This window comes from Pseudomonas sp. Soil_N_39 (assembly GCF_057655955.1).
In genome coordinates, this window is the sequence record NZ_JBDGLI010000004.1 from 374,693 (window position 1) to 398,531 (window position 23,839).

At 60.1% G+C, this 23,839-nt stretch carries 16 protein-coding genes and 1 pseudogene; 1 reads left to right on the forward strand and 16 read right to left on the reverse strand.

What is annotated here, in order from left to right; all coding sequences use genetic code 11:
- Positions 1–3: 3 nt before the first annotated feature.
- From AC3A5O_RS08970 to AC3A5O_RS08995, 6 genes are all read right to left on the reverse strand, one after another.
- The gene (locus tag AC3A5O_RS08970) at positions 4–3,414 is read right to left on the reverse strand and encodes a beta-ketoacyl synthase N-terminal-like domain-containing protein (RefSeq protein WP_487753114.1); all 3,411 of its coding nucleotides are present in this window, start codon (positions 3,412–3,414) and stop codon (positions 4–6) included.
- A gap of 73 nt (positions 3,415–3,487) precedes the next feature.
- Complete coding sequence (locus AC3A5O_RS08975) at positions 3,488–4,567, reverse strand: acyl carrier protein (RefSeq protein WP_487753115.1); 1,080 nt, start codon at positions 4,565–4,567, stop codon at positions 3,488–3,490.
- Between the two features lie 118 nt (positions 4,568–4,685).
- Entirely contained in the window at positions 4,686–6,449 is a 1,764-nt protein-coding gene (locus tag AC3A5O_RS08980; protein ID WP_305481773.1) for an FAD-dependent monooxygenase, read from the reverse strand.
- Between the two features lie 3 nt (positions 6,450–6,452).
- Positions 6,453–7,064, reverse strand: a complete 612-nt coding sequence (locus AC3A5O_RS08985; RefSeq protein WP_122565806.1) for an HAD-IB family hydrolase — start codon at positions 7,062–7,064, stop codon at positions 6,453–6,455.
- Positions 7,054–8,574: a class I adenylate-forming enzyme family protein gene (locus AC3A5O_RS08990; protein ID WP_487753116.1), complete on the reverse strand. Its 1,521-nt coding sequence runs from the start codon at positions 8,572–8,574 to the stop codon at positions 7,054–7,056. The genes AC3A5O_RS08985 and AC3A5O_RS08990 overlap by 11 nt, the downstream gene beginning before the upstream one ends.
- A gap of 81 nt (positions 8,575–8,655) precedes the next feature.
- Positions 8,656–9,669, reverse strand: a complete 1,014-nt coding sequence (locus AC3A5O_RS08995; protein ID WP_487753117.1) for an SDR family oxidoreductase — start codon at positions 9,667–9,669, stop codon at positions 8,656–8,658.
- A 510-nt stretch (positions 9,670–10,179) separates the two neighbouring features.
- Here AC3A5O_RS08995 and AC3A5O_RS09000 point away from each other — a divergent pair.
- A complete protein-coding gene (locus AC3A5O_RS09000) occupies positions 10,180–10,776 on the forward strand; it encodes a TetR/AcrR family transcriptional regulator (RefSeq protein ID WP_305467424.1) in 597 nt (198 codons plus the stop codon).
- Positions 10,777–11,022: 246 nt separating this feature from the next.
- On the opposite strand, the pseudogene AC3A5O_RS09005 reads toward AC3A5O_RS09000, so the two are convergent.
- The 10 genes and pseudogenes from AC3A5O_RS09005 to AC3A5O_RS09050 form a co-directional block, all read right to left on the reverse strand.
- Positions 11,023–11,157, reverse strand: a pseudogene (locus AC3A5O_RS09005) (GntR family transcriptional regulator); the annotation flags it as partial.
- A gap of 158 nt (positions 11,158–11,315) precedes the next feature.
- Positions 11,316–12,371, reverse strand: coding sequence for a hypothetical protein (locus AC3A5O_RS09010; protein WP_305490671.1), 1,056 nt, complete (start codon positions 12,369–12,371; stop codon positions 11,316–11,318).
- Between the two features lie 44 nt (positions 12,372–12,415).
- Positions 12,416–14,224 carry a hypothetical protein gene (locus AC3A5O_RS09015; protein WP_305481770.1) on the reverse strand — a complete coding sequence of 603 codons (1,809 nt, stop codon included), beginning with the start codon at positions 14,222–14,224 and terminating at the stop codon, positions 12,416–12,418.
- 3 nt (positions 14,225–14,227) lie between these two features.
- Positions 14,228–15,532 (reverse strand): hypothetical protein, encoded by a 1,305-nt coding sequence (locus tag AC3A5O_RS09020; protein ID WP_487753118.1) that lies wholly within the window; start codon positions 15,530–15,532, stop codon positions 14,228–14,230.
- Positions 15,533–15,661: 129 nt separating this feature from the next.
- Positions 15,662–16,582, reverse strand: a complete 921-nt coding sequence (locus AC3A5O_RS09025; protein WP_122565798.1) for a hypothetical protein — start codon at positions 16,580–16,582, stop codon at positions 15,662–15,664.
- A gap of 181 nt (positions 16,583–16,763) precedes the next feature.
- Positions 16,764–19,142, reverse strand: a complete 2,379-nt coding sequence (locus AC3A5O_RS09030) for a hypothetical protein (protein WP_122565797.1) — start codon at positions 19,140–19,142, stop codon at positions 16,764–16,766.
- Positions 19,143–19,152: 10 nt separating this feature from the next.
- A complete protein-coding gene (locus AC3A5O_RS09035) occupies positions 19,153–20,292 on the reverse strand; it encodes a hypothetical protein (RefSeq protein ID WP_122565796.1) in 1,140 nt (379 codons plus the stop codon).
- Positions 20,262–21,716: an alkaline phosphatase family protein gene (locus tag AC3A5O_RS09040; RefSeq protein ID WP_305467419.1), complete on the reverse strand. Its 1,455-nt coding sequence runs from the start codon at positions 21,714–21,716 to the stop codon at positions 20,262–20,264. Before AC3A5O_RS09040 ends, AC3A5O_RS09035 begins: the two co-directional genes overlap by 31 nt.
- Positions 21,706–22,935, reverse strand: a complete 1,230-nt coding sequence (eboE, locus tag AC3A5O_RS09045; RefSeq protein WP_305467418.1) for a metabolite traffic protein EboE — start codon at positions 22,933–22,935, stop codon at positions 21,706–21,708. Before eboE ends, AC3A5O_RS09040 begins: the two co-directional genes overlap by 11 nt.
- Entirely contained in the window at positions 22,932–23,816 is an 885-nt protein-coding gene (locus AC3A5O_RS09050; RefSeq protein WP_122565793.1) for a TatD family hydrolase, read from the reverse strand. Before AC3A5O_RS09050 ends, eboE begins: the two co-directional genes overlap by 4 nt.
- Between the last annotated feature and the right edge of the window lie 23 nt (positions 23,817–23,839).

Below are 23,839 nucleotides of genomic sequence, written 5' to 3' on the forward strand. Positions count from 1 at the left end.
GGCTCAGGCTGCCGGCGCCGATTGACTCAGCACCTGGGCGGTAATACTGGCTTGACCGATTTTTTCGCCCCGGTTGAACAGGTCGATATAGATGCGGTTGGTCTTGAAGGCCTGGAGCGCAGCATCGAAACCGGCTTGCGGCGCCAATGACAGCGGGCTGTTCCTGGGGATGGGCCGATCCAGGGTGAAACTCAAGGCCAGCAGGTTCATCGGGGTATTGAGCGGGATCTGCAGGTGGCTGTGGGCGATCTGCATGTAGCACTGGCGAGCCACTTCGAGGAAATACACCATCGAATAGTGCTGGGGATCGCCTGCCTGGAAGAAGTGCTCCGGCGGCAGTTTCACGGTGTCCACGCTCAGGCCCTGGGCGACGCTGCTCATGTCACTGACGATGACGTTTTGCGCCCTGGCCTTGTGCAGCAGGGCCTTGTCGCGGCAGGGCGTGGCGCTGAATTCGCCAGCCGGCGAGGTCTCGAACGCGGAGCTGTAGGCCATGGTGAGGACGCAGGTGCACATCACTTTCCCGGCCTGCATGACCTTGGCATTGAACACCTGGGAATCCTGGCCTTGTTCGACGTGCAGATCGACCGTGCCCTCCTTCTGTACGTAGTGCTGGAACTTGATCGTCAGGGTCTTGATGTAGGCGACCCGTCCGCTCAGCGGCGGCATGGCCAGTTCGAGCAGTTGCAGCACGCCTTCCAGTAGCAAGATGCCCGGGATGTGGTCCAGCGGATGATCGAAGAAGTACGGGTGCGCTTCATTCACCACCAGTTGGGCGTGCAGCGACTGAGGGTTGCGCTGGGCGTTGGCGATCACGCTATGTTCCGCGCTGCGCTGCCAGGGTGACGGGCGCTGGGCGGTATCGCCACGGTGCAGGGCGAACAGGCTTTCCATGGCGCGTACCCGAACCCGCAGCCCGGAGAGCAGGGTGCTGGTGAGCATGTCGCTGAGCTGCTGCACGTCGACGCCATCGTTCTGCGGCTCGCGAACCAGGCTGACAGGCGTGATGACCTGTTGAAGTTCCTGGGATGACGAATGGGCAAAGCGCAACATGAACGGATGCTTGATGGGCGAGCTGACCTCGGTCGTGGGCGGGCTCCATTGGCGAAGCTGCTCGGTAAACAGCCACATCACCGCCTTGCCGGCGTCGCGCACTTCGATCACTGTATGGGACGCGCCCCGTAACATCACTGCCAGCAGGGTTTCGATGCCACTGGCTTCAGCCAGGAAACCGGTGATCTCTTGCAGCGATCCGCTGGCAGGCGTCGTCACGGGCTGCAACTCGCAGACTTCAACGTTCGGATAGTCGCTCGGTGCTTTGCCCAGCCGTTGGCAAGCCTCTTCCAACGAGTCGGCAGCGTGGGCGAGGACCGCCGCGCGGATCACCAGCAAGGGTTTTTCAGTGGCCAGCGGTTGATAGCGGCGCAGCGCAAGCAACCCCAGTCCTTCCCCTTGCTGGATCGCGCTGTACCGAGCGCGCTCGACCTCGATTTCGCCGCTGAAAAAACGCCCGGCGCCGAGCAGGAGCGTGGTGATGCCGTTGTCGAACCATTGCGGCGAGGCCAGCATGGTTTGCCAGAACAGACCCGCGGTGCCGACCAGGGTCTGATGGAAACCCTTGAAGTCAAAAATCTGCGCCGGGTAGCCGGACAACATGTTCGGCAACATGGTCGCCACGTCAGTCACCTCGACGCCCGGCGCCGCGCCTTGCGTCCGGGAATAGAAGTTGTGGGCGCTGCTATAGGCGTTGCTGAAGCGCTCGCCGCCCATGTTGCAGCACATCACCATCGCGGTGCCGGACGAACCGGCCACGCCCGGCAAGCGTCGCAGCAAGTGATTGACGCGATCGGTGATCAACAGCTTGAACGGATCGACATGGGCCAGCGGCTTGGGGCCCATGCCGAAACCGTCGATATCGATGACGTGGTCCTGGGCGAGAAATTTGCCCAGCAAAGGCTGACCGGGCGCCGGGGTGTAATCAACGAAGCGCCCATAAGGAAACATGACCGAGGGGGCGGCGGGTTGCTCGAGCTGCTGCTGGAATGCTTGCAACGAGCGATGGCTGCCCAGCGCTGCTTCAGCCTCGACAATGGCAAGGTCCAGCATCAGCACGCCGCAAGTGGTTGCGGGGGCTGCGGCGGGGTGGTCGTCGGGCCGGTATTCGTCCACCACCAGGTGCGCGTTGGCGCCACCAAAACCAAAGCTGGAAATGCCAATCCGGATTGCCGACGGACGCTCTTCCAAGGGCTGCACTTGCTGGGTGGCAAGTCGCAGGCAGGTGTCGTCGACCTTTGTGCTGGGACGGTAGCCAGGCTGCGGTGGAATGCCTTTGTGGCGCAGTATCATCAAGGCCTTGGCGAGCGAAGCGCCGCCGGCAGCGGCCAGGGGATGGCCGATGACCGACTTGATCGAACCGATGGTGATTTTCTCGCCGTCCGGGCGATGGGGGGCGAAGAAGCTGTTCAGCGAGGCCAGCTCCGTCGCATCCCCCAGCGGTGTACCGGTGCCGTGGGTCTCGATGTAGTCCACGTCCCTTGGATCGAGGCCGCGATAGGCACGTTGGTAAGCCGAATACTGGGCCTGTTTGCCGGGGGCGAATACCGAGCCCTCGGCGCCGTCGGCGGACATGCCCAAGGCGCGCAAGACGCCCAGGGGACGGCGCTGCGCCGTCAGGGCCAGGGCGACGGGTTCGACCAGAAACGCGACCGCACATTCGCCCGGCACGATGCCGTCGGCGTCCTGGCCGAAGGCTTCCATCCGCGCCCGGGCGGAAAACGCCGTCAACTGCGAGAACCCCAGGAACAGCGCCGGTGGCAGCACGGTGTTGAGGGCCATGACAATCGCGTTGTCCGCCTGGCCACTGTTGACCAGCGCCTGGGCCATGTCCAGGGCGTAGGGGAACGAACTGCAGGCCGTGTCCACCGATAACGCCGGCCCACCCAAGGCAAAGGCCGCAGCCAATGTCGCCACTTGTTCACCCGGTGTAAAGCCCGCCGATGCAGCGGTTTTTCCGGACAGGCCGGTGACGAAATAGCTCTCGTCACTCCAGGATGTCGCGACCACCAGCGCCGTGCGTTCGCCGCTCAGTGGCGAGCCTTGCGCGGCGAGTTGGCTCAACAGCGTCTGGAGCACTTTCTGGCCGATGGCGACCTGCCGTCCTTCGTGGCGGGAGGGGATCGAGGCGTCGTCGGTCAGGCAAAACGCGCTGTCCAGGTAGGTACGATCCTTCTCGCCGGCCTTGGTTGAATAGATCGACGCCTTGTCCACCTCCCAGCGTGTCGGCATCGATTCGATCGGTGCGATCTGCCCTTGGGCGAGCAACTGCCAGAGCGCCTCCGTTGACGGTGCCCCCGGAAACTCGCCCGCCATTGCGCTGAAGCAAAAATCGCCCGCTGTTGTTGCTGCGCCACTCATACCCTGTCTCCTGATCGCCAAAATGCTGGGTGACCTGTTTGTCACCCGGATTCCATTCCTATTGCTGCTGGGGTTAGCTCAGCCTGGCCAGCAGGGCCAAGGCATCCTGGGGCGTGCGACGGGACATCAGCGCTTCGCCGGCAAACTCGCTGGCCGAGCACCGTTGTGCCATGGATTGGCAGAGCGCTTCCCGGGCGAAGCCGTTGAGACCCAGTTGGGCGAAAGGCGTCTGGATATCGATCGACTGCGCGGCGTCGGGGATCAACGGCGACAGGGCGTTGAGCAGCAGGTTTTCTTCCTGTTCTTGGGGGACTGTCGCGGCAGGTGAGGGCGCCGCTTGCGGCTGGGAATCGGCCAGGGCGGCTTGAATCAGCGCAATGGTTGCCTGCGGGAACTTGGCATTGGCCAGCTCGGAGCTGTGAGCCTTGAGCTGTGGCCACAGGGCGACGACTGATTCGAGGAAATCCAACTGCACCAGCGAATCCAGGCCCAGGCTTTCATAGCTGTGTGTTGGGTCGATCTGCTCAACCGTAAAGCCGGTGATCGCCGCCAGTTGATTCAATACCCACTCCTGGACATCCACCGCCGATGCCTGCGGATCGGCTTCCAGCCGTGCCAGCAGGGCGGTTGGGGTAGAGGCATCGAATAGCTGCGAGGTGAGGTCTTTCTTTTCCGGGAAGTGCTGGGCCAGGGATTCGAATATGTCCACCAGCCCCAGCGAGTCGATCCCCAGGCTTTCGAAACTTTGATCGAAGTCGATCTGTTGTGCCTGGAACCCGGTGACTGTGCTGATTTCGCCGCGCAACCATTGCCCGTAGCTGAGTGCGGCAGCCTGTTCGACGGTTTCGGTGGCAGGCACCGGGGCCAGGATTGTCGGGCTCGAGTGAACGGGCTCCAGCACAGCGACATTCTGGCTGACGGAGGTTTCGATCCCATGGGCATAAACACCCTCGAGAACTTGTTGATGAGCATTGAAATAGTGGGCAGTGACGGATTCGGCCTGTTCCAACACGCGCAGCAATATCGCTTCCTTGGCGATATTGGATTCGCACAATGAATCAATGATTTTTTCGGACAGAGAGAAATAGCTATGGGCTATTTTCCCATTGGACACAATGAATTCCTGCACCACATCGTTAAGTTGCACGCGCATAAGGTTCTCCTAACCAAGTCGGTCGATATTTCTATACAAAAGAAAGATCAAAAATCATGGCCCAGGACTGGGCCTTGTTTGTATCAGTGAAGTAAATCGGCCGTAGCCATGGAGCGACTTAAAGTTGGAGTTCCACTGCGTCGGTCTCGCAAGATATTGTTTTGCTGGCGCCCTTGAGCAACCCGGACCTTACGTTCAGATAAGTAACGAGTGTCATTGCATCCGCGCCCTGGAAAGCGATGTAGCCATCCGGACGAATCAGCATCAACGTGCCTTCCTTGGCCTGGTAGCGCTTGTGCAGCCGCCAATCGGGGTCCAGCAGTGTCGAGTGCCAGGCCGGCAAGCCGGCGCTGCTCAGGGCGTCGATCACGCAATAGGCCTTGATGCCTGGGTAGTCCTTTTCCACCGACTCGGCTAACGCGTAATAGCCCGGCAATAAAGGCGAAAACTGATCGGCCGCGCTGAAAATCAGCAGCGTGAACGTTCCATGGAACAGGTCGATCAAGCGTTTTGTGGGCATCCCTTGCAGTTGCCACAACTCGACATCGGGCGCCAGTTGTCCAGCGCGAGGCGCTGCGGTTTGGAACTGGGTTTTTTTCCCCTTTTTGTTCCAGTTGTTGCGCTGCTTTTTTGTCAGCGATTCTTGGATGTAATCACTTTTCTCGTAGTGATATTGATGACCGGAAATCATCGATGGCAGTTTGCGCTGGACCTTTTTCCGGTTGCTCAACAGCGGCAGGACATTGTCACGCAGCCAAACGAGGGCGCGCCGCCGGACGGTAATCAGCCCCGTCAGGCGGTGTGCGGTGTTTTCAACTTCCAAAGCAACCGGATAACGCTCTTCGTTGTAGCTGTCGAGCAAGGACGGATCCGCCAAGCCTTGATCGACATAAGCCATTTTCCAGGCCAGGTTATAGGCCTCGGAAACCCCCAGGTTCATCCACTGGCCACCGATGGGGCTGCCGATATGCGCCGAGTCCCCCAGCAGGAACACCGAGCCTTGTTGCATCGATTGCACGCGGCGATGCTGGAACGAGGCGATGGTGGTCGATGAGATATTGGACAGCGTCATCTTTTGCCCACGTCCTTCGCACAGGCGCTGGAAGTTCTCCAGGCTCAAGGACGGGCGCTCACCTTCGGGTGGCAGGTTGTAGGGCATTTCGATGAATAGTCGATAACGGGACTGGGCGCTGATCGGCGCAACGGCCACGTAACCGTCCTGGGCACCCAGGAAGAACGCGCCTTCGTCCTTGCTTCCGGACCACTCGATATCGGCGTCGGCGAGCATGAAGAAGCGATCGTAGGACGAACCTTCGAAGGTCATGTCCAGGCGTTTTCTGATGTTGCTGCGAGCCCCGTCACAGGCGGCCACCCAACGACTGGTGAAGGTTTCGTCGGTGCCGTCGGCATGCTTGAGCGTCATGCGCACCGAGCTCGGCAGGTTTTCGATGTCCACCAGTTCGGTGTTCCACTCCACCTCTGCGCCCAGTTCCTTCAGCCGCTCCAGGAGAATCTTCTCGGTTTGCGGCTGTGGCAGGCTCAAGAGCAGGGGATAGGTCGCGTCCAGGTAGGAGAAGTTGTAGTTCAGCACCCGCTTGGCATTCGACTGCACGGAGAATTGGTTGATCGTGAAACCGTCGCTGATGGCTTGTTCGGCAACACCCAGGTCTCGGAAGATTTCCAGGGTGCGGGAATGGATCGCCATCGCCTTGGTCGCGGTCGAGGGGCCGGCGTTTTTTTCAATGATGCGAAACGCCACGCCCCATTTTTTCAGCATGATCGCCAGGGACAGGCCAATAGGGCCGGCGCCGACGATCATGACGGTGGGGGCGCTGCCGGGGCGCTTGAAATGCTTGGGGGCCAACGTGCTCAGCGTGTTCATCGATCAGTACCAGTTTCTGTAGAAGGGGGAGTTGGCAATGCCGAGCAGGGCATCGTCGCCTGATGAGTCGCCGTAGGCATAAATGTAAAAATCATCCAGGTTGTTCAGGCAGCCCTTGAGCCGCGTGACTTTCTCTCGCTCTACACAGTTGGTACCGGCTATCCCGCCAGTCAGTTTGTTCTTTGCCGTGGCCAGGCGCGTGCCGCACACATAGTCAAACCCTGCGGCCTGGCCCCAGGGGATCAGGTAGTTTTCCGGCGAGTTGCTGACCAGCGCGGTGATGTGCCCCATGGATTGATGCCATTGCAGCCGTCGCAACGCCTCGGGCCTGAGCCAGAGTGGCAGCTGTTCGCTGATGAAGTATTTGGCGTGCTCGCGTTCTTGCTCCACCGACAGGCCGCCCAGGTAACAGGCAATGAAGGCCAGGCGCGCTTGCATCAGCGGTGTGATGCCAAGGATCACGCTGAGCATCTTGGGCAGCAGGGGAATGATCCTGAGCCAGAACGAACGGGTGCCCACGATATAGCGCATGTAGCGCCAGAACGTGTGCCGGTCGGTCAATGTGCCGTCGAAGTCGAAAACGGCCAGGACCGGTTGGGTGCTGTTAGTGTGCATGCGCCTCTTCCTTGAGCGAGATGATCTCGATGGTCTTGGGCAGCTTGAAGCCCGATAGGTAGCGCGAAAGCAGGGTGCTCAGCGCGTTCTGGGTCAGCTCGCCGGTTCCTTCGACGCACAGGTGCAGCACGTTGACGTCCTTGTGGTCCGGGACGATATAGGCCCTGGCGCGCACCACGTCGGGGTGCTTGAGGGCGATGGATTCGATTTCCACCAGGTCGACCATCTGCGCCTTGATCTTCGAGATGCGCAGGCGTTGGCAAAAGAAAAACACATGCCCATCGTCGTCCCGCCAGACCAGGTCACCACTGTGGAACCAGCCATCGCGGAAGAACCGGGCATTGGTGTCCTCGGCATCGTGGTAGCCGTCGATCACCATCGCGCCGCGGATCAGCAATTCGCCGATGCGCCCGGGTGCCACGTCCTGGCCTTCGGCATCGACAACGCGCAGTTCCACGCCGCTGATCGGCTGGCCCATGGCGCCGCGGTGGACCGGGCCAATCGAGCTCTGGACGATCACCGGCATGCTTTCGGTCAAGCCGTAGCCCTGCAGTACCGGGTTGCAGCCCAGCAGCGTGCCCAGTTTCTCGGCTTCATCGGCCGGCAGGTGGCTGCCGCCCGAGTAGATCATCAGTTGCGGGTGCAACGGCAACCGCGCGCCTTTGCGTTTGGCCAGTCGTGTATTGAAGTAGCGAATGACGTCAGGCACCAGGCAGGCGAAGGTGACCTGATGCTCGGACAGGACTTCTGCCAGGTCCCGGTTGAGCAGGGTGTTGGTCATGAGCAGGGTGGCGCCCACGCTCAAGGGAAACACCATCATCACGGACAGGCCGAAGATGGCATACAGCGGCAGCGTCACCAGATGCACGGAGCCGACGCCTTGCAGGTGAAAGTGTTCGTGCAGCCCATCGCTCGATTGCGTCAGGTCGAGATAGCGGTGTGAAACAGCCAAGGGCCTGCCGAGGCCTCGATAGGTGAACTGCACCGAGACGATCGGATTGCCTTCGGGCAACAGCAAGGGTTCGAGCTGTTGAGGCAGTTGAGAGGCGGCCGTTGCATTGGCGGGCAGGGGCGATGACGGTTCGCTCCCACCGTCCAGCACCAGGGCGTGCTTGACGCCGTTGTCCGGCTGGAATACCTCGTGGTGTTGCACCCATAGCGCTTCGGTCGTGACCACCAGGGTCGGCCTGGCGAGGCTGACCACACTGTTCATTTCAAAAGGGGTCAACTTGTAGTTGAGGATGACCGGAATGGCACCCCGCCCGATAATCGCCAGGTAGTAAGCGATGAACGCCACCCCGTTGGGCAGCACCAGCGCTACTTTATCGCCTGGCAATACCCCGAGCGCCGTCAGGGCACCGTTGCAGGCTTCGGCCTTGATGCGCAGCTCGCGATAAGTGACGGTATCCTCTTCCGTGTCCAGGTGCCGGATAGCAACTTGCTCGGGGAACGATTCCGAAAAACCGACAAAACGATGCAGAAAACCTTCTTTATATGAAAGGCTTTTCATTTACCAACCTCTTTCAATCCTTGGATATAGAACGCGTCAAAAAAATTACTACAGAGGCAGGCTTTATATGAATTGTCTCAATCAAGCATCTGTGTAGTTGTTGTTTCGATACCAGTCCAGGGTATCGGTCAGGGTTTCAGCGACGGGGCGGAACTGGCATTCCAACTCCCTTGAACTTTTTTTGTGGCTGAAATGCGTACGGCCTTGTTCCTGCGCCATGAGCTTGACTGTGGAAGTACTGATGAGTACCGGTTTCTTGGTAATCCGGTAATAACCTTCATAGATAAGCGCGATGATTCGCAGCATGAACAACGGCACTTTTCGTTCCGGGGCTTTTACGCCGCTGACGCTGGCCAGCGCCTGGAAAATGCTCTTCATGTCCATGTGATTGCCGGCGGCGAGGTAACGCTCTCCGGACCTGCCACGGGTGATGGCTGCGATTTGATGTTCGGCCACATCCCGGGCATCAACGACGGAAAAGCTACCGGGCAGTACGCCGGGCAGTTTTTGTCCGACAAAGTCGAGCAGGAACTGTCCTGAGGAAGTGGGGCCGATATCCCCCGGGCCGAACATCCACCCTGGCAATACCATGGCAATGAACATGTCCGGGTGCTGCGCCAGGAATTGTTGGACCTTTTGTTCGGACAATATTTTGCTCAAGTAGTAATCGTCAGCCTCCTGTTCACTGCGAGACATGGTTTCATCGATCACTTGATCTTTATTGCCCTTCAACACGGCAATGGAAGAGGTGTGGACGGCGCGACGGATACCGGCGGCATAGGCGGCTTGCAACAGTCGCTCGGTGCCGGTCACATTCGTGTCATACAGTTTCTGCCAGTGTTTCCCGCCTTTGTAACTGTCGCGGAAATAGGCCGCCGTATGAAACAAGGCGTCGCACCCTTGCAAGGCATGACTGAAGGCATCGACATTGAGCATGTCGCCTTCGATCCATTCGACGGGCAGGCCGCCGAACTGTTTCTTGGCTTTCTCTGCGGAACGAACCAGTGCTTTTACTTTGATGTTTCGTTTTAACAGCGCACGAACGACATTATTCCCGAGCAGGCCAGTAGCGCCTGTAACGAAGGCATATTCCATTAAAATACCGCTCCTGTGAGATGACCTGCCATTGCATCGAGATCCGTGTCACGGACGCGATGCCAGGGGCAGGCGTTGGGCTTCACCAACGGCGCAATTAAAAACCATTCGGTATTTGAGAATCAAGCGGTATTTAGTATTGATCTCGAATTGATGGCTCTGAACGGGGGCTCACGCAGGTTTTTCCACGCTGCCGCGGGTTGTGGAGTACCGGGAAATGCTGCTTTGAGGAAGCCCGGAACGGTTCCATCCAGCTCGCCAGGCAATGGACCTTGACGGTTTGGGCTCACCTGTCCCTGGGCGAAAAAGGTGACTGCATAATCCATCTCGCATCTTGCCAGGCTGTTCCGGTTACATGGCACATACATGGCACTTGATGAAAGTTAAAATGTAAATCATTGAGCGAGGCGCGTATAAGATATGATGGCGAAAATGGATTCCATACAGTGAGTAGCCGCTTCGTCGCATTTAGATAGGTGCATATTTTGACTGGCCAAAGGAGCCGAGGGCGTGATCAAAAAGAGACTAGGTCGAGAAGAGAGCCAGCAACTAACAAGAGACAAATTATTCGACACCGCCACTGAGCTGATGATCCGCAAAGGCTTTCATGCCGCCAGCGTCAACGTCATTGCCGAGGAGGCCGGCTTTTCCAAAGGCGCCTTCTTTTCCAATTTCGCCAGTAAATCGGACTTGCTCCTGCAACTGACTCAACGCTTCAAGCGCGTTGAAATCGACCGATTGAGTACGACCCTGACGTCGGGGTACTCGTCGGAGCAGTTGAGCCATGGCTTGAATGCCTATATCGACACCCTGAAGAACAATACCCGCTGTGCGATCCTCGATGCCGAGTTGCAACTGATCGCCCTGCGTGACGAAGAGTTCTCACAGCATTACTACGACTTGCATGAGGAAAACAGCGAGGCCTTGGGCAAGTTGATTACGATCATATTCAACCATGCAGGTAAGAAGCCGCCGCTGGAACATGCCGCGCTTGCGAAGACCTTCACTGCCTTGGCCGAAGGCTTGATATTACAAGGGCATGAAGATCCGGCGATTGAAATAAAGCTGGTGTTGAACTCGCTCATCCAGACCGCGGAACCTCTGTAGTTTTCCGCCATCATTGCTGACTGGTCAGCGACTGGCTTCCCGCATTTGATTCAGCGCTGCCAGGATCAACGGCCCCATGAATCGATGTTGACTATGCAACCGTCATCGCGAGCAAGCTCGCTCCCACGATGGTCCAGTGCTGAATACAAAATTCATGAACACCCCGATCCCCTGTGGGAGCGAGCTTGCTCGCGATAGCGGTGGTTCAGCTGGCAGCGATGCGGGGTCAGGACCGAGCCTGGTTGCTCAACTACCCGGATAGGGTTTGAAGACCCCACTGAGAACGAAGGCATAGCGTTCCGGGCGGATGGAAAACGTCGTGTGGTCGCAACAGCGGCCGTCGGTGAAACAGGACGTGCGCTCCATGACCAGTAGCGCGGCATCGGGGTGTGCCAGGTTGATCCCGTCAGCTTGGTTTAGGGGCGCTTCGCACCCCAGCGGGAGCAAGCTCTGGTCACGGTTTGCCGAACAGCACTTTTCGGAAAAGATGGACGACACCTTGACCACCGGCCGGGTTGCGCACCCGGCCGGTGTCGCTGTCAGAGCTGCACCCGACGAAGCCTGCCGCTTAACGGCACCACGCGTTCATCGGGCGTGGGCAAGGGGCGTCCGACCAGGCCCATGCCTTCGCTGACCAGTACCGCGTCGGGTAACAGGCACAGGTTGGACGGGGTATCCAAGCCTCGGGCGAGCACGGTGACCTGGGCTGCTTGCAAGTCGCAGTTCAGCAGTCGTCCACTGAACCGGGTAAAGCCGCCATGCAGTGGTTCGCCGTGCCAGTCGGGGAGCAGGGGTTGTTGCAGGTGCTCGCACAGTTCCAGCACCAGCAACTGGCCGTTGGGACGCAGCGCCAGCCCGGTGGGCAGTTGCAGGCCGCGAATCAGGATGTCGATCTCGGCGCTGGCGGGCCAGACCCGAATCACCTGGCCTGCCTTTTCGGCAAAGTCGATGCCCTTGCGGCTCGGGTCGCCGTGCAGTTCCCCCGAGAACAGACTGATCAGCACCGCGTCTGTCGCCGGTTCGTACACCAGCGTCACGGGAACGGCTTCCTGGCCTTGATCCAGCTCGGGCAGTTGGGCCAACACGCGCTCTTCCTGGCCCGTGGCGAACTCCACCAACTGATTGGTATCGGGCTTGACGGCCAGCCAACTGCGGCGGGTCGGGTGGTAGCACAGCGCATTCAGGTTGCCGCGGCTATGGAAGACCGGCTCGGGCGGTGTGAATTGCAGGTCCAACAGTTTGGAGCCCGCGACGTAATCGGTCTGGCTGACCAGGCAGCGTCCGTCACCCCAGGCGATGTCCGACACCCCCATGATTTCATCGCGCAGCATGCGCGCCTGCATGTTCATGGCGCGAAACCCTTGCGCCAGAGTTTCGCGGGGCAGGTAGGCACCGGGCCGCTGCGGATCCGGTCGCAATCGACTGATACGGCCGCTGAAGGGCTGGTCGGGCAGCCCCGAGCCTGCTTCGGTCAGCAGCAGGCTGCCATCGGCTTGCAGGCAGAGGCCGCGAGGGTTTAGCAGGTCCTCGGCGATGAGGGTGCTGGGGCGCAGGTTTTCCCCAGGGTGTGCGGGGATCTGAAGGGGAGCGGGCATAGGTTCTCTCCGTGAACAAAATCCGTGAGCAAAAAGGGGCGCGGTCATTGCGGCGGTTGCCACGGTTCGCCGGTGAGATAGGCCCGCAGCAGCGCCCGCTGACAGGGCGACATCGAGCGCACCACTGGCATGAACAGCGTGGTGCCTTTGTAGGCATCCGAGGTGCGGGCGAGGATGGGGTTTTTGGCACCCATGATGGCGTCGGGCTGATTCAGCGGGATATAGCGCGACATGGCGGGGAACGCCAGGTAGTGAAAGCGCAGCACGTTGGGGTACATCAGCGGCCAGGTGATGGTGGTGCCCTGGGGAATGCCGAAGTCGGTCTGGGCGTATTTGCGAAAGTTGGTGAAGTAAGCACCGCTGTCGAGGCCATTGGCCGTGCAGGTCAAGGCGACAAAACCCGCCTGGGCGGTGCTGCCCGGCTTGAGGGTGACGGAAAAACTGACAGAAAGCTGGCCACTGCTGACGGTCAATGAGTCAGGGAAGTCGAGAAAGTCCCAGTACTGCGGTTGATCATAGACAGCGGGAGCCGCTGCTTTTAGGCCGATTTCGGTGGTGCAGGGGACCGCGCCGCCCAGGTACCTGACTTGCAGGGTGATCGACAGGCCGTTGGGGTAGTCCTCCAAGTAGACGTTGCGCTGGTCGGCATAGATCCGATAGGTCGACTCGGTGGCTTGCAACGTGGTCCCAGCGACCTTGTCCGGCGCATTGATCGCCAAGGCGTTGGTCCGCACCGCCTGTTGCTGGTCGACGGTCAGGGGCAGGTCGACGATGCCGCCATACACGTAGTAGTCCAATAAAAAAAGGCTGGTCGGCTCCAGGGTCGTCAGGGTGGTGGTGCCGGCGCTGATGGTCACAGTCCCGTAATTGGCGTTGGGGCCGATCGGGCTGGTGATGTCGTCCCTGACCGCCCGGAAGGTTTCCTTCGGGATGACGTTCACCATGTCGATGCTCAGGTAACCGGTATTGTCCAGGTCGGCATAGCCGGCATTGCCCGTGCTCTGGTTGACCAGTTGCCGGCCCGGCTGGCAGTTCAGCGGCTCATCGGCGAAGGCCGGGGCCAGTGTGCCGATGACTCGGCCGATGCTCGGGTTGGGGGTGTACTTGCCGGCGGCGTAGTCGGCGTCCAGCTGTTCGGTGGTCATCGTGGGGCACATTTCGAACATGACGAAACGCAAGACGATGCCCGTCGCGCCCGGTGCCTGGATGATCGAGCGCAGGCCGCTGCTGTTCTGGTTCCAACTGACAATGCTGCTCAAGGGGAAGGTCAGTTGAAACGTGCCGCTGGCATGGAAAGAGCCCGGCGCGTCCATTTTCTTCGGCAACAGCACACGTCCCGCCACGTCGAAACTGCTGCACACGGTGTCGCTGTGGATCAGCAGTTGGATGTTGTCATTGCCCCCGATTTGCAGGCCGCCGACGAAGATCTGAGTGGTCGTCGAGGCGGTGGGGTCCAGGTCTACCATCATCGGGCCGGACACCGGTCCCTGGCCGGTCACCGGGTCCACCGAGCCGAGCAGGTAGACGGCCTGGCCCACCAGGTCGCCGGTGGTGCTGATACTGCCGGGTTTGCCTTGGGAGCTGATCAAGGCGTTCTGCATGTCGACGACATGTTGCCCGTAGTGATTCCAGCCACCGGCGGTGTAGTAGTTGCCGGTGGGGGCGTTGATCATGTTGTTCAACTGGTCGTCGGTGTAGGGCTGGGCGCCTGGTGCCAGGGTCGAGGTGGTCAGGTCGAAGAGCGGCCACTCATCGTTGCCATCGTAGGGAATGGTCGGGGAATTGTTCGGCAGGCTGACGTCGGTGCGGATGCCGCCCCAGAAATTCAGCCGTGGTCCGTTCAGGATGCTCATGAGTTATTCCTCGTCCTTGATGGTCTTGCCGACAGGCGCGTTGGCAAATTTGAACAGGTAGGAGTAATCGGATTTGTAGGGACTCTTGACCGGTGTCGCCATGGAGTGGCAATTCATGCAACTGCTGTTGGGCTGGATGTAGCTTTCCATGGTCACGTTGGCCGAAAGGGCGGGTGTCGGCTGTCCCAGTGGGTTGCTGGGGTTGTCCGGCATCAGCGGACGCTGGGTGGTGATGAGTTGGTAGTACTTCAACACGCTGCGTTGCAGGCCCGGGTCGCTGCGGTAACGGGCGTTGACCTGGTTGGTGATCTCGGCGATCGGCGTGACGCGGTTCAACGGGTTCGGGGTCTGGAAGGTCGTGCCGGGTTTGGGCACGCAGACCAGATGCGCGCCTTGGGTCTGCCAGTCACAGGGCGACTGGTTGAGGGTGGCTGCCGGAGCGCTGGAGTTGAAGTAGGAATAGGCCGTGCCGGATGCCGGCTGGTCGACCCACACGCCGTTCACCTGCACTTTGGGTGGAACGTTGTCGATCTGTTCGAAGGTCGACCAGATCCACTGCGGATAGCCGTTCACCTTAGTGATGATATGCAGCCCCACCAGGCCCAGGTAGGCCTCGGTGACCCCGGTGCGCTGGCCTTGGTCGTCGAACGTGGCTACACGGGCGAGCAGGGTCAGGTAGCGGCTGGCGTTGTCATGCGTGGTGAGGATGCGCCAGCTCGATTTGACCTCGATGACCCCGTAGGGAAAGAGGATGTTGTTGGCTTTGGAAACGACATCGGCGTTATAGAACTGGTTGGCGACGATGTAGTTGTAGGAGGTTTCGTTGGCCGAGATGTCGTAGTAGGTCGGGTTGCCAGCCTGGTCGATCAGCCAGCCGCCGACGGCCTGGTCGACGGCATTCACCTGGGAGCTGTTCTTCAGCGCGGCGATGTTGATGATGCCCAGGCTCTTGGCAAGTAGCGGGCTGTTCCAGGGGCCTGGATCTGCCCCCCGTGGCAGGAAGGTTTCTTCTACGGTCTTGTAGGTCTGCCAGACGGTGTAGCCAGGGTCCCCCGGTTGTTTGCTGCAGTCGGGATCACCTCGCTGCCCCGCCTGGGCGGGCCAGTTCACGGCGATGAACAGCTGCCAGCTGTATTGATCGAACAGATCCTGGCTGGCGTTGGCTGCCGGTGCCGTGCTGGGAGGCTGGCAATTGAGGCGGGTGGCTTGTGTCGACGGCACGGCCTGTCCCTGGGGTTGTTCCAGGGCGAGGGCTGAAAGATTGACCAGGCCCAGTAGCACCATGGTGAAACGAAGTGAAGTGTTCATGGCGATCCTTCCACGTAGGTGAGGACAACACTAATCAAATGTGGGAGCGGGCTTGCTCGTGAAAGCGGTGGGCCAGTCAACATTGAGTCGACTGACATTCCGTTTTCGCGAGCAAGCCCGCTCCCACATTCAGGGTTTGCGCTGCATGAGCTTGTTCCACTGCGCCTTTTGGCCGTTGCTCTGGGAAGCCGGTGGCTCGAACAACTGGCAGGGCGGCGGATTCGCCGGGCACATCGCGGCCACCTGGGCCCAGGTCTGGGCCGGGTCCGGTTTGGCGATGCGGAAGTTGGTGTAGTTCTGGCTGACAATCGGCGCATTGGCGACGCTGGTGTCACCGGAGAAAAAGAACGACTGGGGTTGGCGGTAGGGTGGTTGTCCCGTCATCTTTTTGTAGAAGGCATAGCCAAACAGGATCGGACCCTGTGGCGATTGAAGGTCCAGCGCATAGGCCTGCACGCTGGCGTTGAGGTTCTGGCTGCGCTCGGCGCTGTAGGGCAGGTGCTGGATGAAGTCCTGCCGAGGTGGATGATTCATTGGCGAGAACATGCAGCAGGCCGGCATGTCTTTCGGACGATCCTGCGGGTAGGTCAGGAAGTAAGCCTTGTTGCCCAGGGACACGAAGGAGCAGGTGTAGTTGTTGTTCTTGATCGGGAAGATCGGCAGGCAGTACTTCTCATAGTGCTCCATCATCGCGCCAAAGCCGTCGCCATCGGCCGGGATATACGCCGTGTCGTAATAGCTGGTCCCCCGGGAGACGGTGTAGTCCGCCGGGGTGAGGGTGGTGGGGGGATTGCTGTAGGGCGGCGGGTTCTTTTCGTAGTTGTGCATCACCCGGTACATGGTCCAATCGCTGATCCAGAACGCTGGGAAAAACGGATCGGAGGGCTCGCCCGGGATGCGTTTGGCGATGCAGTTGCCGTTCTGTTCGTTACAGCCCTCGGTGTTGTGCACGCCCATGGTGAAGTACACGGCACCGCTGTCTTGGGCGAACAGCGATGGGCTGAACAGCAGGATCAACAGCAACAGCCGGTTCAAGAGACTGGTTTTCATAGGTCATTCCTTTGAAAAGTACCGGGTGACACTGTGGGAGCCTGTGGGAGCAAAGCTTGCTCGCGACGAACGATAACGCGGTCATTCGAAAGACCGCGGTGCCTTCATCGCGAGCAAGCTCAGCTCCCACACAAGCTCGCTCCCACAGTGGTTTATCCTCCTTGGGTAAACAGCGTTCCGGTCAGAGGTTGTCGTAATCGCTCATCTTGAGTTGTTGTGGCGGATAGTTGCGCTTCACCAGCTTCTTGGCCCACAGCTCCAATACCGCGCGGCGGCTCTGGGACATGTCACGGGTGATGGGCATCGAGAGCGTGCTTTCTTCCTGGTAGGGCTTGCTGATCAGCACAATCAGCTGGTCGATGGCGCCTTCGACGCGCGCCTGGGAGTTGAGCGGCATGTACTTGTTCATGATGGGGTACAGGTAATAGAAGGTCTGCAGGATGCGTGGGTAGAGGAAACCCTCCCACAACTGCGTGGCGGCGTCCTTGTCCTTGTAGACGGTGTTCCAGTAGTTGATGAAGTCCTGTTGCAGTTGCACGTCCAAAGGCAGGACGCGCAGCGGGGCGAGGAAGTCGATGTAGGCTTGGGGAAGCGGGAAGCTGAAGGGAATGACCGGATCGCTGTCGCTTTCCTTGACAAAAAAACGCAAGGTCGGGAAGCCCGGAGCCACGGCCCTGAAGCTTACCTGGGCGATGCCGTTGGCGTCGGTGGTGGTGGTTACATAGGAGTAATCCACCGGGGTGGCCTGATAGTCGTTCAGTGTCCCGGTGACGTAGACGCCGGCGTCGAATGCCAGACAAGGGCGCAAATTGACCGCAATCGGTTTGCTCTCGCCGTTCAGGAAATCCTGATACCCGACCGGGGTACTGGTCGGCCGATGCACGTTTTGCAGGGCGGTAAGCCGGCGGCCGCTGCCAGTGGCCAGGTAGTTCGATACGGGGGGCGCATCATTGAACTGCGGCAGATTGGCATGGTTCAAGTTGCGGTCCGTCGGGTCGTCGTAGAACAGCGTGAAGTTGGCGGCGTTACTGAACGCCAGGTAGTAGTCGCTGGTGGTCACCATGTAGGGGTTGCCATATTCCGCTACCCACAGCGTGGTCTTGGCGGCTGGCACACCATTTTTCTGCACCATGATGGTCAGCGTCTTGTGGTCGCCCACGTCGATGAAACTGCCGCTTTCTATGACCTCGGCGGTCCAGGTCTGCTGGGTGGCGGCGATCTTCGGCGCATCCTGGGCCGGGGGTTGTACTTGCAGCGCCAGCGGGCCGGACTGCAAGGTTGTCTTGTCGGCGTCGGTCAGGGTGAAGTCCAGCAGGCCGGAACGTTTGTCGAAGGCGGCCTGGTTGTATTGGTCGAAACCGAAGCTGACCACCGGATTGAACTGTTGATTCTGCAGAACCCCCAGTTTGTAGTCGCCGGCCTGGAATTTTTCGGCGGTCAGGATATCGGCCTTGGGGAGCACCGGATAAAACGGGAAAGTGTTAGCCAGGTCCAGCGACAGGGTGTTGTCGGTAATCTGTGCCGACACCACGCCCAGTGTGGCGCTTTGGGGATCCTTGCCTGGTTGAGAAACCGCTACAGGTTGCGCGGGCACCAGGCGAAGGCCGGCGGGGGCGGTAGGGTATTCGTCAGTGAGCCAGAGGCCCAGGGTTGCGGCGGTGCGGCTGTAGGCGGGGTTGAAGAAAATATTGGAAACGTTGTCCAGGCCCTTCTGATACATCGCTTGCACACGATCCGTATCCGTGGGGGCATTGGAGTGGGTGTTGACGTACGGGAAATCGTTGAAAACACCGTTTCTGTCGTAGCACGTCAGGTAAGTGGAGAACCGAAACATCAAGCCCTGTACACCTTGCTGCGTCATCTGCTTTTGAAGGTTGCTCAACAGCGCCGAATCGCCGATGACCCATTCCAGGTTTTCCTTGGGAAAGCAGGTCTGCCAGGTGGTGGTGACATACACCAGGCCACCAAAGGCACCCCAGTTGAAGTTCAGGAAGCGATCCATCATCCGATATTGGCGATTGAGGGTCAGGCCACACGTGGCATCTCCCAGTATCAGCTTGTCGAAATACAACGCAGTGAAGGTGTTCTGCCACGGGCTGACATCCACGAAGCGCGCGGCAGTCGGAGTGTTGCTGCCAAAGGGATTGCCGAGCAGTTGGTAGTCCCTGCCGACCAGCGCATCCTGGGTGATGTAGGTGTTGGCCTGCAGCTCGCCACCGATGATCGTTGAGCGAGTGCCTTTGTAGCTCACCGTGCCGCAGGCATTGTCGCCAAACAGATCCCATTCGGCGGGCATGTACGGGTAGGTCTTCGGGTTGGCATTGGTCGGTACCTGCAGCACATAGGTCGGCAGCTCGTTCATTGCCAGGGGCTTGATGGCCCAGGGCATCAATTTGGTGGGGGCGTTGGTGGACGTGATGTCGAAGTGGCTCATGAACGGCCAGTTGATGTCCATGTTGACCGCGTCATACAGCGGGAACACATCATTGTTGTTGGCCGTGGGTGGGTTCCAGAACATATGGCCGTTGAGGTAGATACGGGGGAAATTCAATACGCTCATGTCATGCTCCTTAGCGTTGCCACTGGGCGCGTTTCAGCGACCAGACAAAGTCCAGCTTTTTGTAGCCGTCGAAGTCTGAGGCTGGCAGCGGGGCTGTCGGGTAAACAATGCCGTCCCCCTTGTTCAGGGCGAAATTGAAGTAGCCGTCGTCGTTCGAGTAGGCGGCAGTGCTGTGGCAGGCCAGGCAGGACGAGGTGTTCTGGAACGCCGATTCCAGCTGCGAGTTGGCCAGTACCTGGGTGATGGGTTGGAACTCGACTCCGATCAATTCGTATTTCGACAGGCTCGGGTTATTGGCCTGGAAGCTGACATTGACCGGCTTGGCGGCCGGAGTCGGCCCGGTGGTGTTGGTCATCGGCGCGGGTGTTGGCGCATTGGTCACGGTGTACTTGCTGTTGTTGATGTTTTCGAAGGTGGTCCAGACCCAGTTGCTGTCCAGCTTATTGACGACATGCAGGCCACTCAGTGCCGCGTAGCCAACCTGGTATTTTCCGTCCTGCTGGTAATAGGCCTGGGCAATGTAGTAGCCGTCGTTGACCAGGGTTTGTCGGTAGGTTGTGTCTGAGCCGATCCACAGCCATGCGGCTTTCAACTCCCAGGCGGTGGGCGGAAAGTTCAGGTCATTGGCCAGGGCGGCCTGGCCATTCACGTTGTAGACCTGGTTCTTCACGATGTAGTCGAAGGTGTCCTTGCCCATCAGCAGTTGAAAGCGTACGGGGTTGCCCTGTTGGGCGTCGGGCACGGCACCGCCCATTTGCAGGATCAAGCCGTCGACCTGTTGGGTGGCGTTGAGGTTATGGAAGGCACGGGACAGGTTCATGCCTTGCGCCTTGGCTTGTGTCACCACCTCGGCCGGCAGCGGTGCGGAGGTGTCATAGGCCCCCGGCGGGGCGCCATCGGGCAGGTAGACCTGGTCCGAGGGCTTCATCGTCTCCCACACGAGGTTGCTGCTCTGTGCCGTGCTGGGCTGGTTCAGGCAGGCGAACCAATTCCAGGCCATGGTCTCGGGGCTCTGGGCAAACGCGGTCCGGGTCTTGTTGATGTCGGCTCCAAACTGCAGGAAATTGCTGCAGTCGAAGTTGTTGGGGTCCTGTGCCTGGGCCAAACCGGCCAGGGCACTTAGAACAGTGATGGAAATGGCTCGCCGCATGGAAGCTCCTTGGCATTCGCCGTATCGGCATGAGGGTGCCCCTGGAAGTGTTCCAGGAGCAGTTGCTTCACCGCCGTGACCGCAAGGTGCTGCGGCAACGACAGATCACAATTGGTGATGAGCAGCGGGCCGGTCTTCGTGCTCTCCGGCAGCCGGCCGTGGCTGCCGCGGACCAGGCGGGTGTCCAGCGGAATCAGGTCCATGTAGTAGCGAAAGCCGAGCTTTTTCTGCAGCAGGCGGCGCGCCACTTTCAATTTTGGGAAGCGAATGGCTGGGTCGATGAACAGCTCAAGCGGGTCGTAGCCTGGCTTGCGATGGATGTCCACGGTGCGGGCAAAGTCGGGGGCCTTGCGATCGTCGAACCAGTAGTAGTAATCGAACCAGTAATCGGCGGCGGCCACGGCCACCAGCTCGCCGCTGCGGGGGTGATCCAGTTGCCAGGCCCGTTGTTCGGTTTTATCGAGCACCTGCTCGATGCCGGCCTGGCGTTGCAACAGTGCCTTGACCCGAGGGATGTCGCGCGCCTGCTTCACGTAAATGTGCGCGATCTGATGGTCGGCCACCGCAAACGCCGCACTGGCACCGGGATCGAGCAATTCCCAAGTCAGCGATTGGCGTACCTGCAACAAGCCTTCGGCACGTAACAACCGGTTGATGGAAACGGATTGGGTGACGGCTTTGATCCCGTATTCGGACAGCAGCATCACCGCCGCGCCTTGCGCTTGGGCAAAGGCCAGCAGACGTCCCACTTCGCTGTCGATGGCCCGTACCTCGTTGGCAATCGACGGATGCTCGGGGCCCAGGCGTTGCAGGCTGTAGTCGAGATGGGGCAGGTAGATCAACTGCAGGTCGGGTCGATTGAGCTGGAATTCGGCGATGGCGCAATCGACGATCCAGCGGCTCGAGGCGATGCCGGCCGCCGGCCCCCAGAAACCTGGAAAGGGAAATTCGCCGATCTGCTGCTCGATACGCTCATGCAACGAGGCCGGCGTCGAATACAGGCCGAACATTTTTCGGCCATCGGCCGGGTAATGGGGGCGTGGGGTAATCGCGGCATCCACGTCCGCGTACATGTTGTACCACCAGAACAATTGGCTGCAGCGAAACCCGGGGTATTGACGCTTGAGTGTCTGCCAGACCTTTTCCCCCTGGATCAGTGCGTTGGGTTGCAGCCAGAAGCGGACTTCGGCCTGATCGCGAAAATACCAGCCGTTGCCGACGATGCCGTGTTCCGAGGGTGGCTGGCCCGTGAGGATCGAAGCCTGCACGGTAGAGGTGACCGCCGGGAACACCGGTTGCAGCGTGGCCATCCTGGCCGTTTTCAGCAGCGCATTGATGCAGGGCGTCGCGGCGCCCAGCAGCGCGGGGGTCAGGCCGACCACGTTGATCAGCAACAGCGGCTGGCGCGCAGGATCAGAGGGCATCGGCGCAGGCCTCCAGCGCTTGGGGTTGCAGCAACTGGCGCTGCTGCAACTGAGCCTCGACCCAGTGCAATTCCGCCGCGATGCCCTGGAGTTGGGCGTGCTCGGTCGTGGGCCGCAACTGGCTGGGCAGGACGCCCCAGCTGTAGGTTTCCACTTCCAGCACCGGGCGAAAATCCCCATGGTCGGCCAGAAAGTCGAAGGTTTGCGCCAGGGCGATCTGGCTGCCGCTGAGTTCAGGCAACAGCAGGTGTTCGCTGAACAACGGAATGTGGAAGTGAATCCTCAGTTCGGGATGGGCGGCGCCGTTCTGCTCACAGTCATCCAGCGCCGCAGGGAGGTCGGCCCAGGCCGATAACCGCGCCTGCCCGTCGTGGGCTTTCACTTGATGCAAGTAGGTGGGTTCGGCAAAGCCTGCCAATGTCTTGAGCACCTGTTCGCGCCGCGACTCGTCCTCCGGCAGGCGACAAATCAGCGCGTTGGATAGCTGGATCTTGCCGATGGGGATCCGGGCCCGACGCAATCGGTCCAGTGACTGATAGCAGTCTTCAAACATCACGGCCTGGTGACAGACGTCAAAACACAGCGCCAGGTACTCATGGTGCGGGTCCGTGGCTTGCCAGTGGTGGAAGAAGGCAATGGCTTGGTCGGTGTTTTCCAGCACGCAATCAGGTTCCATCTCCAGGCAGACCACGATCTTCTTGCCCGTCTCCCGTTGCAGCCGGGCCAGCGCGGCGGTGAGCTCGCGCAATTGACGCTCGGCACGTTGCTGTAGCGTCGGGTTCCAGTGCGCGGCATAACCCAGCGGCACGCTGGAAATCACCCCCTGAGCACAATCCGCCGGCAAGGCCTGGGCGAGAAACCGGGCCAGGTCCAGGCTGTACGTCAGTCGCTGTGGATCGGCCCAACTGGGCAGGTAGACGTCGGCTTTTACCGCGCCCTGGTGAAACTGGCCGTAGGGAAAACCGTTGAGCGAGGTCAGGCGCAGCCCGCTGCGTTGCAGCAGGTCGAGAAACTCCCCACGGGCCTGCGCCTGCTGGAGTTCGGCGGCAGCCACGGCGCTGATCCACAGGCCGCTGTCCTGGGTGTCCAGCCCGCGCAGGGTGCGTACGGTCTGGAAATGCCGTTCGACGGATGCGCGCAGCCCGCCCAGGTCACGGGTCGGGTGCACGTTGCTGCAATAGCCGATCTGCGTGGCCGTCCAACCCGTGCGGGCACTCATTTGATCACCGGCTCCTGGCCCCGCAGGGCGGAGTTGTCCTGCCACTGCCGCCGCTGATCGATGGGCAGTGGTGTGCTGACCAGGGTTTTGTCCAACTGGCCGCTCTGGGCGAAAAAGTCCACCGGGTTGTGGAACAGCACTTGTTCGACCTGGGTTTCACTGAAGCCGGCGGCCAGCATCGCCTGGCCGGTCTTGGGCACCTTGAGCGGGTCGCTGATGCCCCAGTCGGCGGCGCTGTTGACCACCATTTTTTCCGTGCCGTACTGCTGCAGCAGCGCGACCATGCGCTGTTCCGACATCTTGGTGTTGGGGTAGATGGAATGGCCGCGCCAGCAGTCACTGTCCAGCACCAGGGGCAGGGTCAGTTCGTTGAGGTGGTCGATGATCACCAGGTGTTCGGAAATGCCGACCTCGCGGATGACCGCGAGCGTGCGTTTGGTGCCACCGATCTTGTCGCGGTGCGGGGTATGCACCAGCACCGGTAGATTGAATTGCCTGGCCAGCTCCAATTGGGCGGCGAGAAAGCGATCTTCTTCCGGGGTGATGTCGTCGTAACCGATTTCACCCACCGCCACCACGCCATCTTTCACCAGGTAGCGCGGCAGAATCTCCAGCACTTCATTGGCCACCGACAGGTCATTGGCCTCCTTGGGGTTCAGGCCAATGGTGCAGAAATGATGGATGCCAAACATGCTGGCGCGAAAACGCTCCCAGCCCAACAGTGTGTCGAAGTAGTCGATAAAGCTGCCGACGCTGGTCCGGGCCTGGCCCTGCCAGAAGGCCGGTTCGATCACGCCGGTGATGCCAGCGGCCGCCATGTTCTGGTAGTCGTCGGTGGTGCGGCTGACCATGTGGATATGCGGGTCGAAGTACTTGAGCATGGTGAATCCTCGTCAAAAAGGCA

What these genes read in the sequence shown, in the direction of transcription:
- AC3A5O_RS08970 (WP_487753114.1), bottom strand. Translation starts at nt 3,414, where the DNA reads ATGAGTGGCGCAGCAACAACAGCGGGCGATTTTTGCTTCAGCGCAATG.
- AC3A5O_RS08975 (WP_487753115.1), bottom strand. Translation starts at nt 4,567, where the DNA reads ATGCGCGTGCAACTTAACGATGTGGTGCAGGAATTCATTGTGTCCAAT.
- AC3A5O_RS08980 (WP_305481773.1), bottom strand. Translation starts at nt 6,449, where the DNA reads ATGAACACGCTGAGCACGTTGGCCCCCAAGCATTTCAAGCGCCCCGGC.
- AC3A5O_RS08985 (WP_122565806.1), bottom strand. Translation starts at nt 7,064, where the DNA reads ATGCACACTAACAGCACCCAACCGGTCCTGGCCGTTTTCGACTTCGAC.
- AC3A5O_RS08990 (WP_487753116.1), bottom strand. Translation starts at nt 8,574, where the DNA reads ATGAAAAGCCTTTCATATAAAGAAGGTTTTCTGCATCGTTTTGTCGGT.
- AC3A5O_RS08995 (WP_487753117.1), bottom strand. Translation starts at nt 9,669, where the DNA reads ATGGAATATGCCTTCGTTACAGGCGCTACTGGCCTGCTCGGGAATAAT.
- AC3A5O_RS09010 (WP_305490671.1), bottom strand. Translation starts at nt 12,371, where the DNA reads ATGCCCGCTCCCCTTCAGATCCCCGCACACCCTGGGGAAAACCTGCGC.
- AC3A5O_RS09015 (WP_305481770.1), bottom strand. Translation starts at nt 14,224, where the DNA reads ATGAGCATCCTGAACGGACCACGGCTGAATTTCTGGGGCGGCATCCGC.
- AC3A5O_RS09020 (WP_487753118.1), bottom strand. Translation starts at nt 15,532, where the DNA reads ATGAACACTTCACTTCGTTTCACCATGGTGCTACTGGGCCTGGTCAAT.
- AC3A5O_RS09025 (WP_122565798.1), bottom strand. Translation starts at nt 16,582, where the DNA reads ATGAAAACCAGTCTCTTGAACCGGCTGTTGCTGTTGATCCTGCTGTTC.
- AC3A5O_RS09030 (WP_122565797.1), bottom strand. Translation starts at nt 19,142, where the DNA reads ATGAGCGTATTGAATTTCCCCCGTATCTACCTCAACGGCCATATGTTC.
- AC3A5O_RS09035 (WP_122565796.1), bottom strand. Translation starts at nt 20,292, where the DNA reads ATGCGGCGAGCCATTTCCATCACTGTTCTAAGTGCCCTGGCCGGTTTG.
- AC3A5O_RS09040 (WP_305467419.1), bottom strand. Translation starts at nt 21,716, where the DNA reads ATGCCCTCTGATCCTGCGCGCCAGCCGCTGTTGCTGATCAACGTGGTC.
- eboE (WP_305467418.1), bottom strand. Translation starts at nt 22,935, where the DNA reads ATGAGTGCCCGCACGGGTTGGACGGCCACGCAGATCGGCTATTGCAGC.
- AC3A5O_RS09050 (WP_122565793.1), bottom strand. Translation starts at nt 23,816, where the DNA reads ATGCTCAAGTACTTCGACCCGCATATCCACATGGTCAGCCGCACCACC.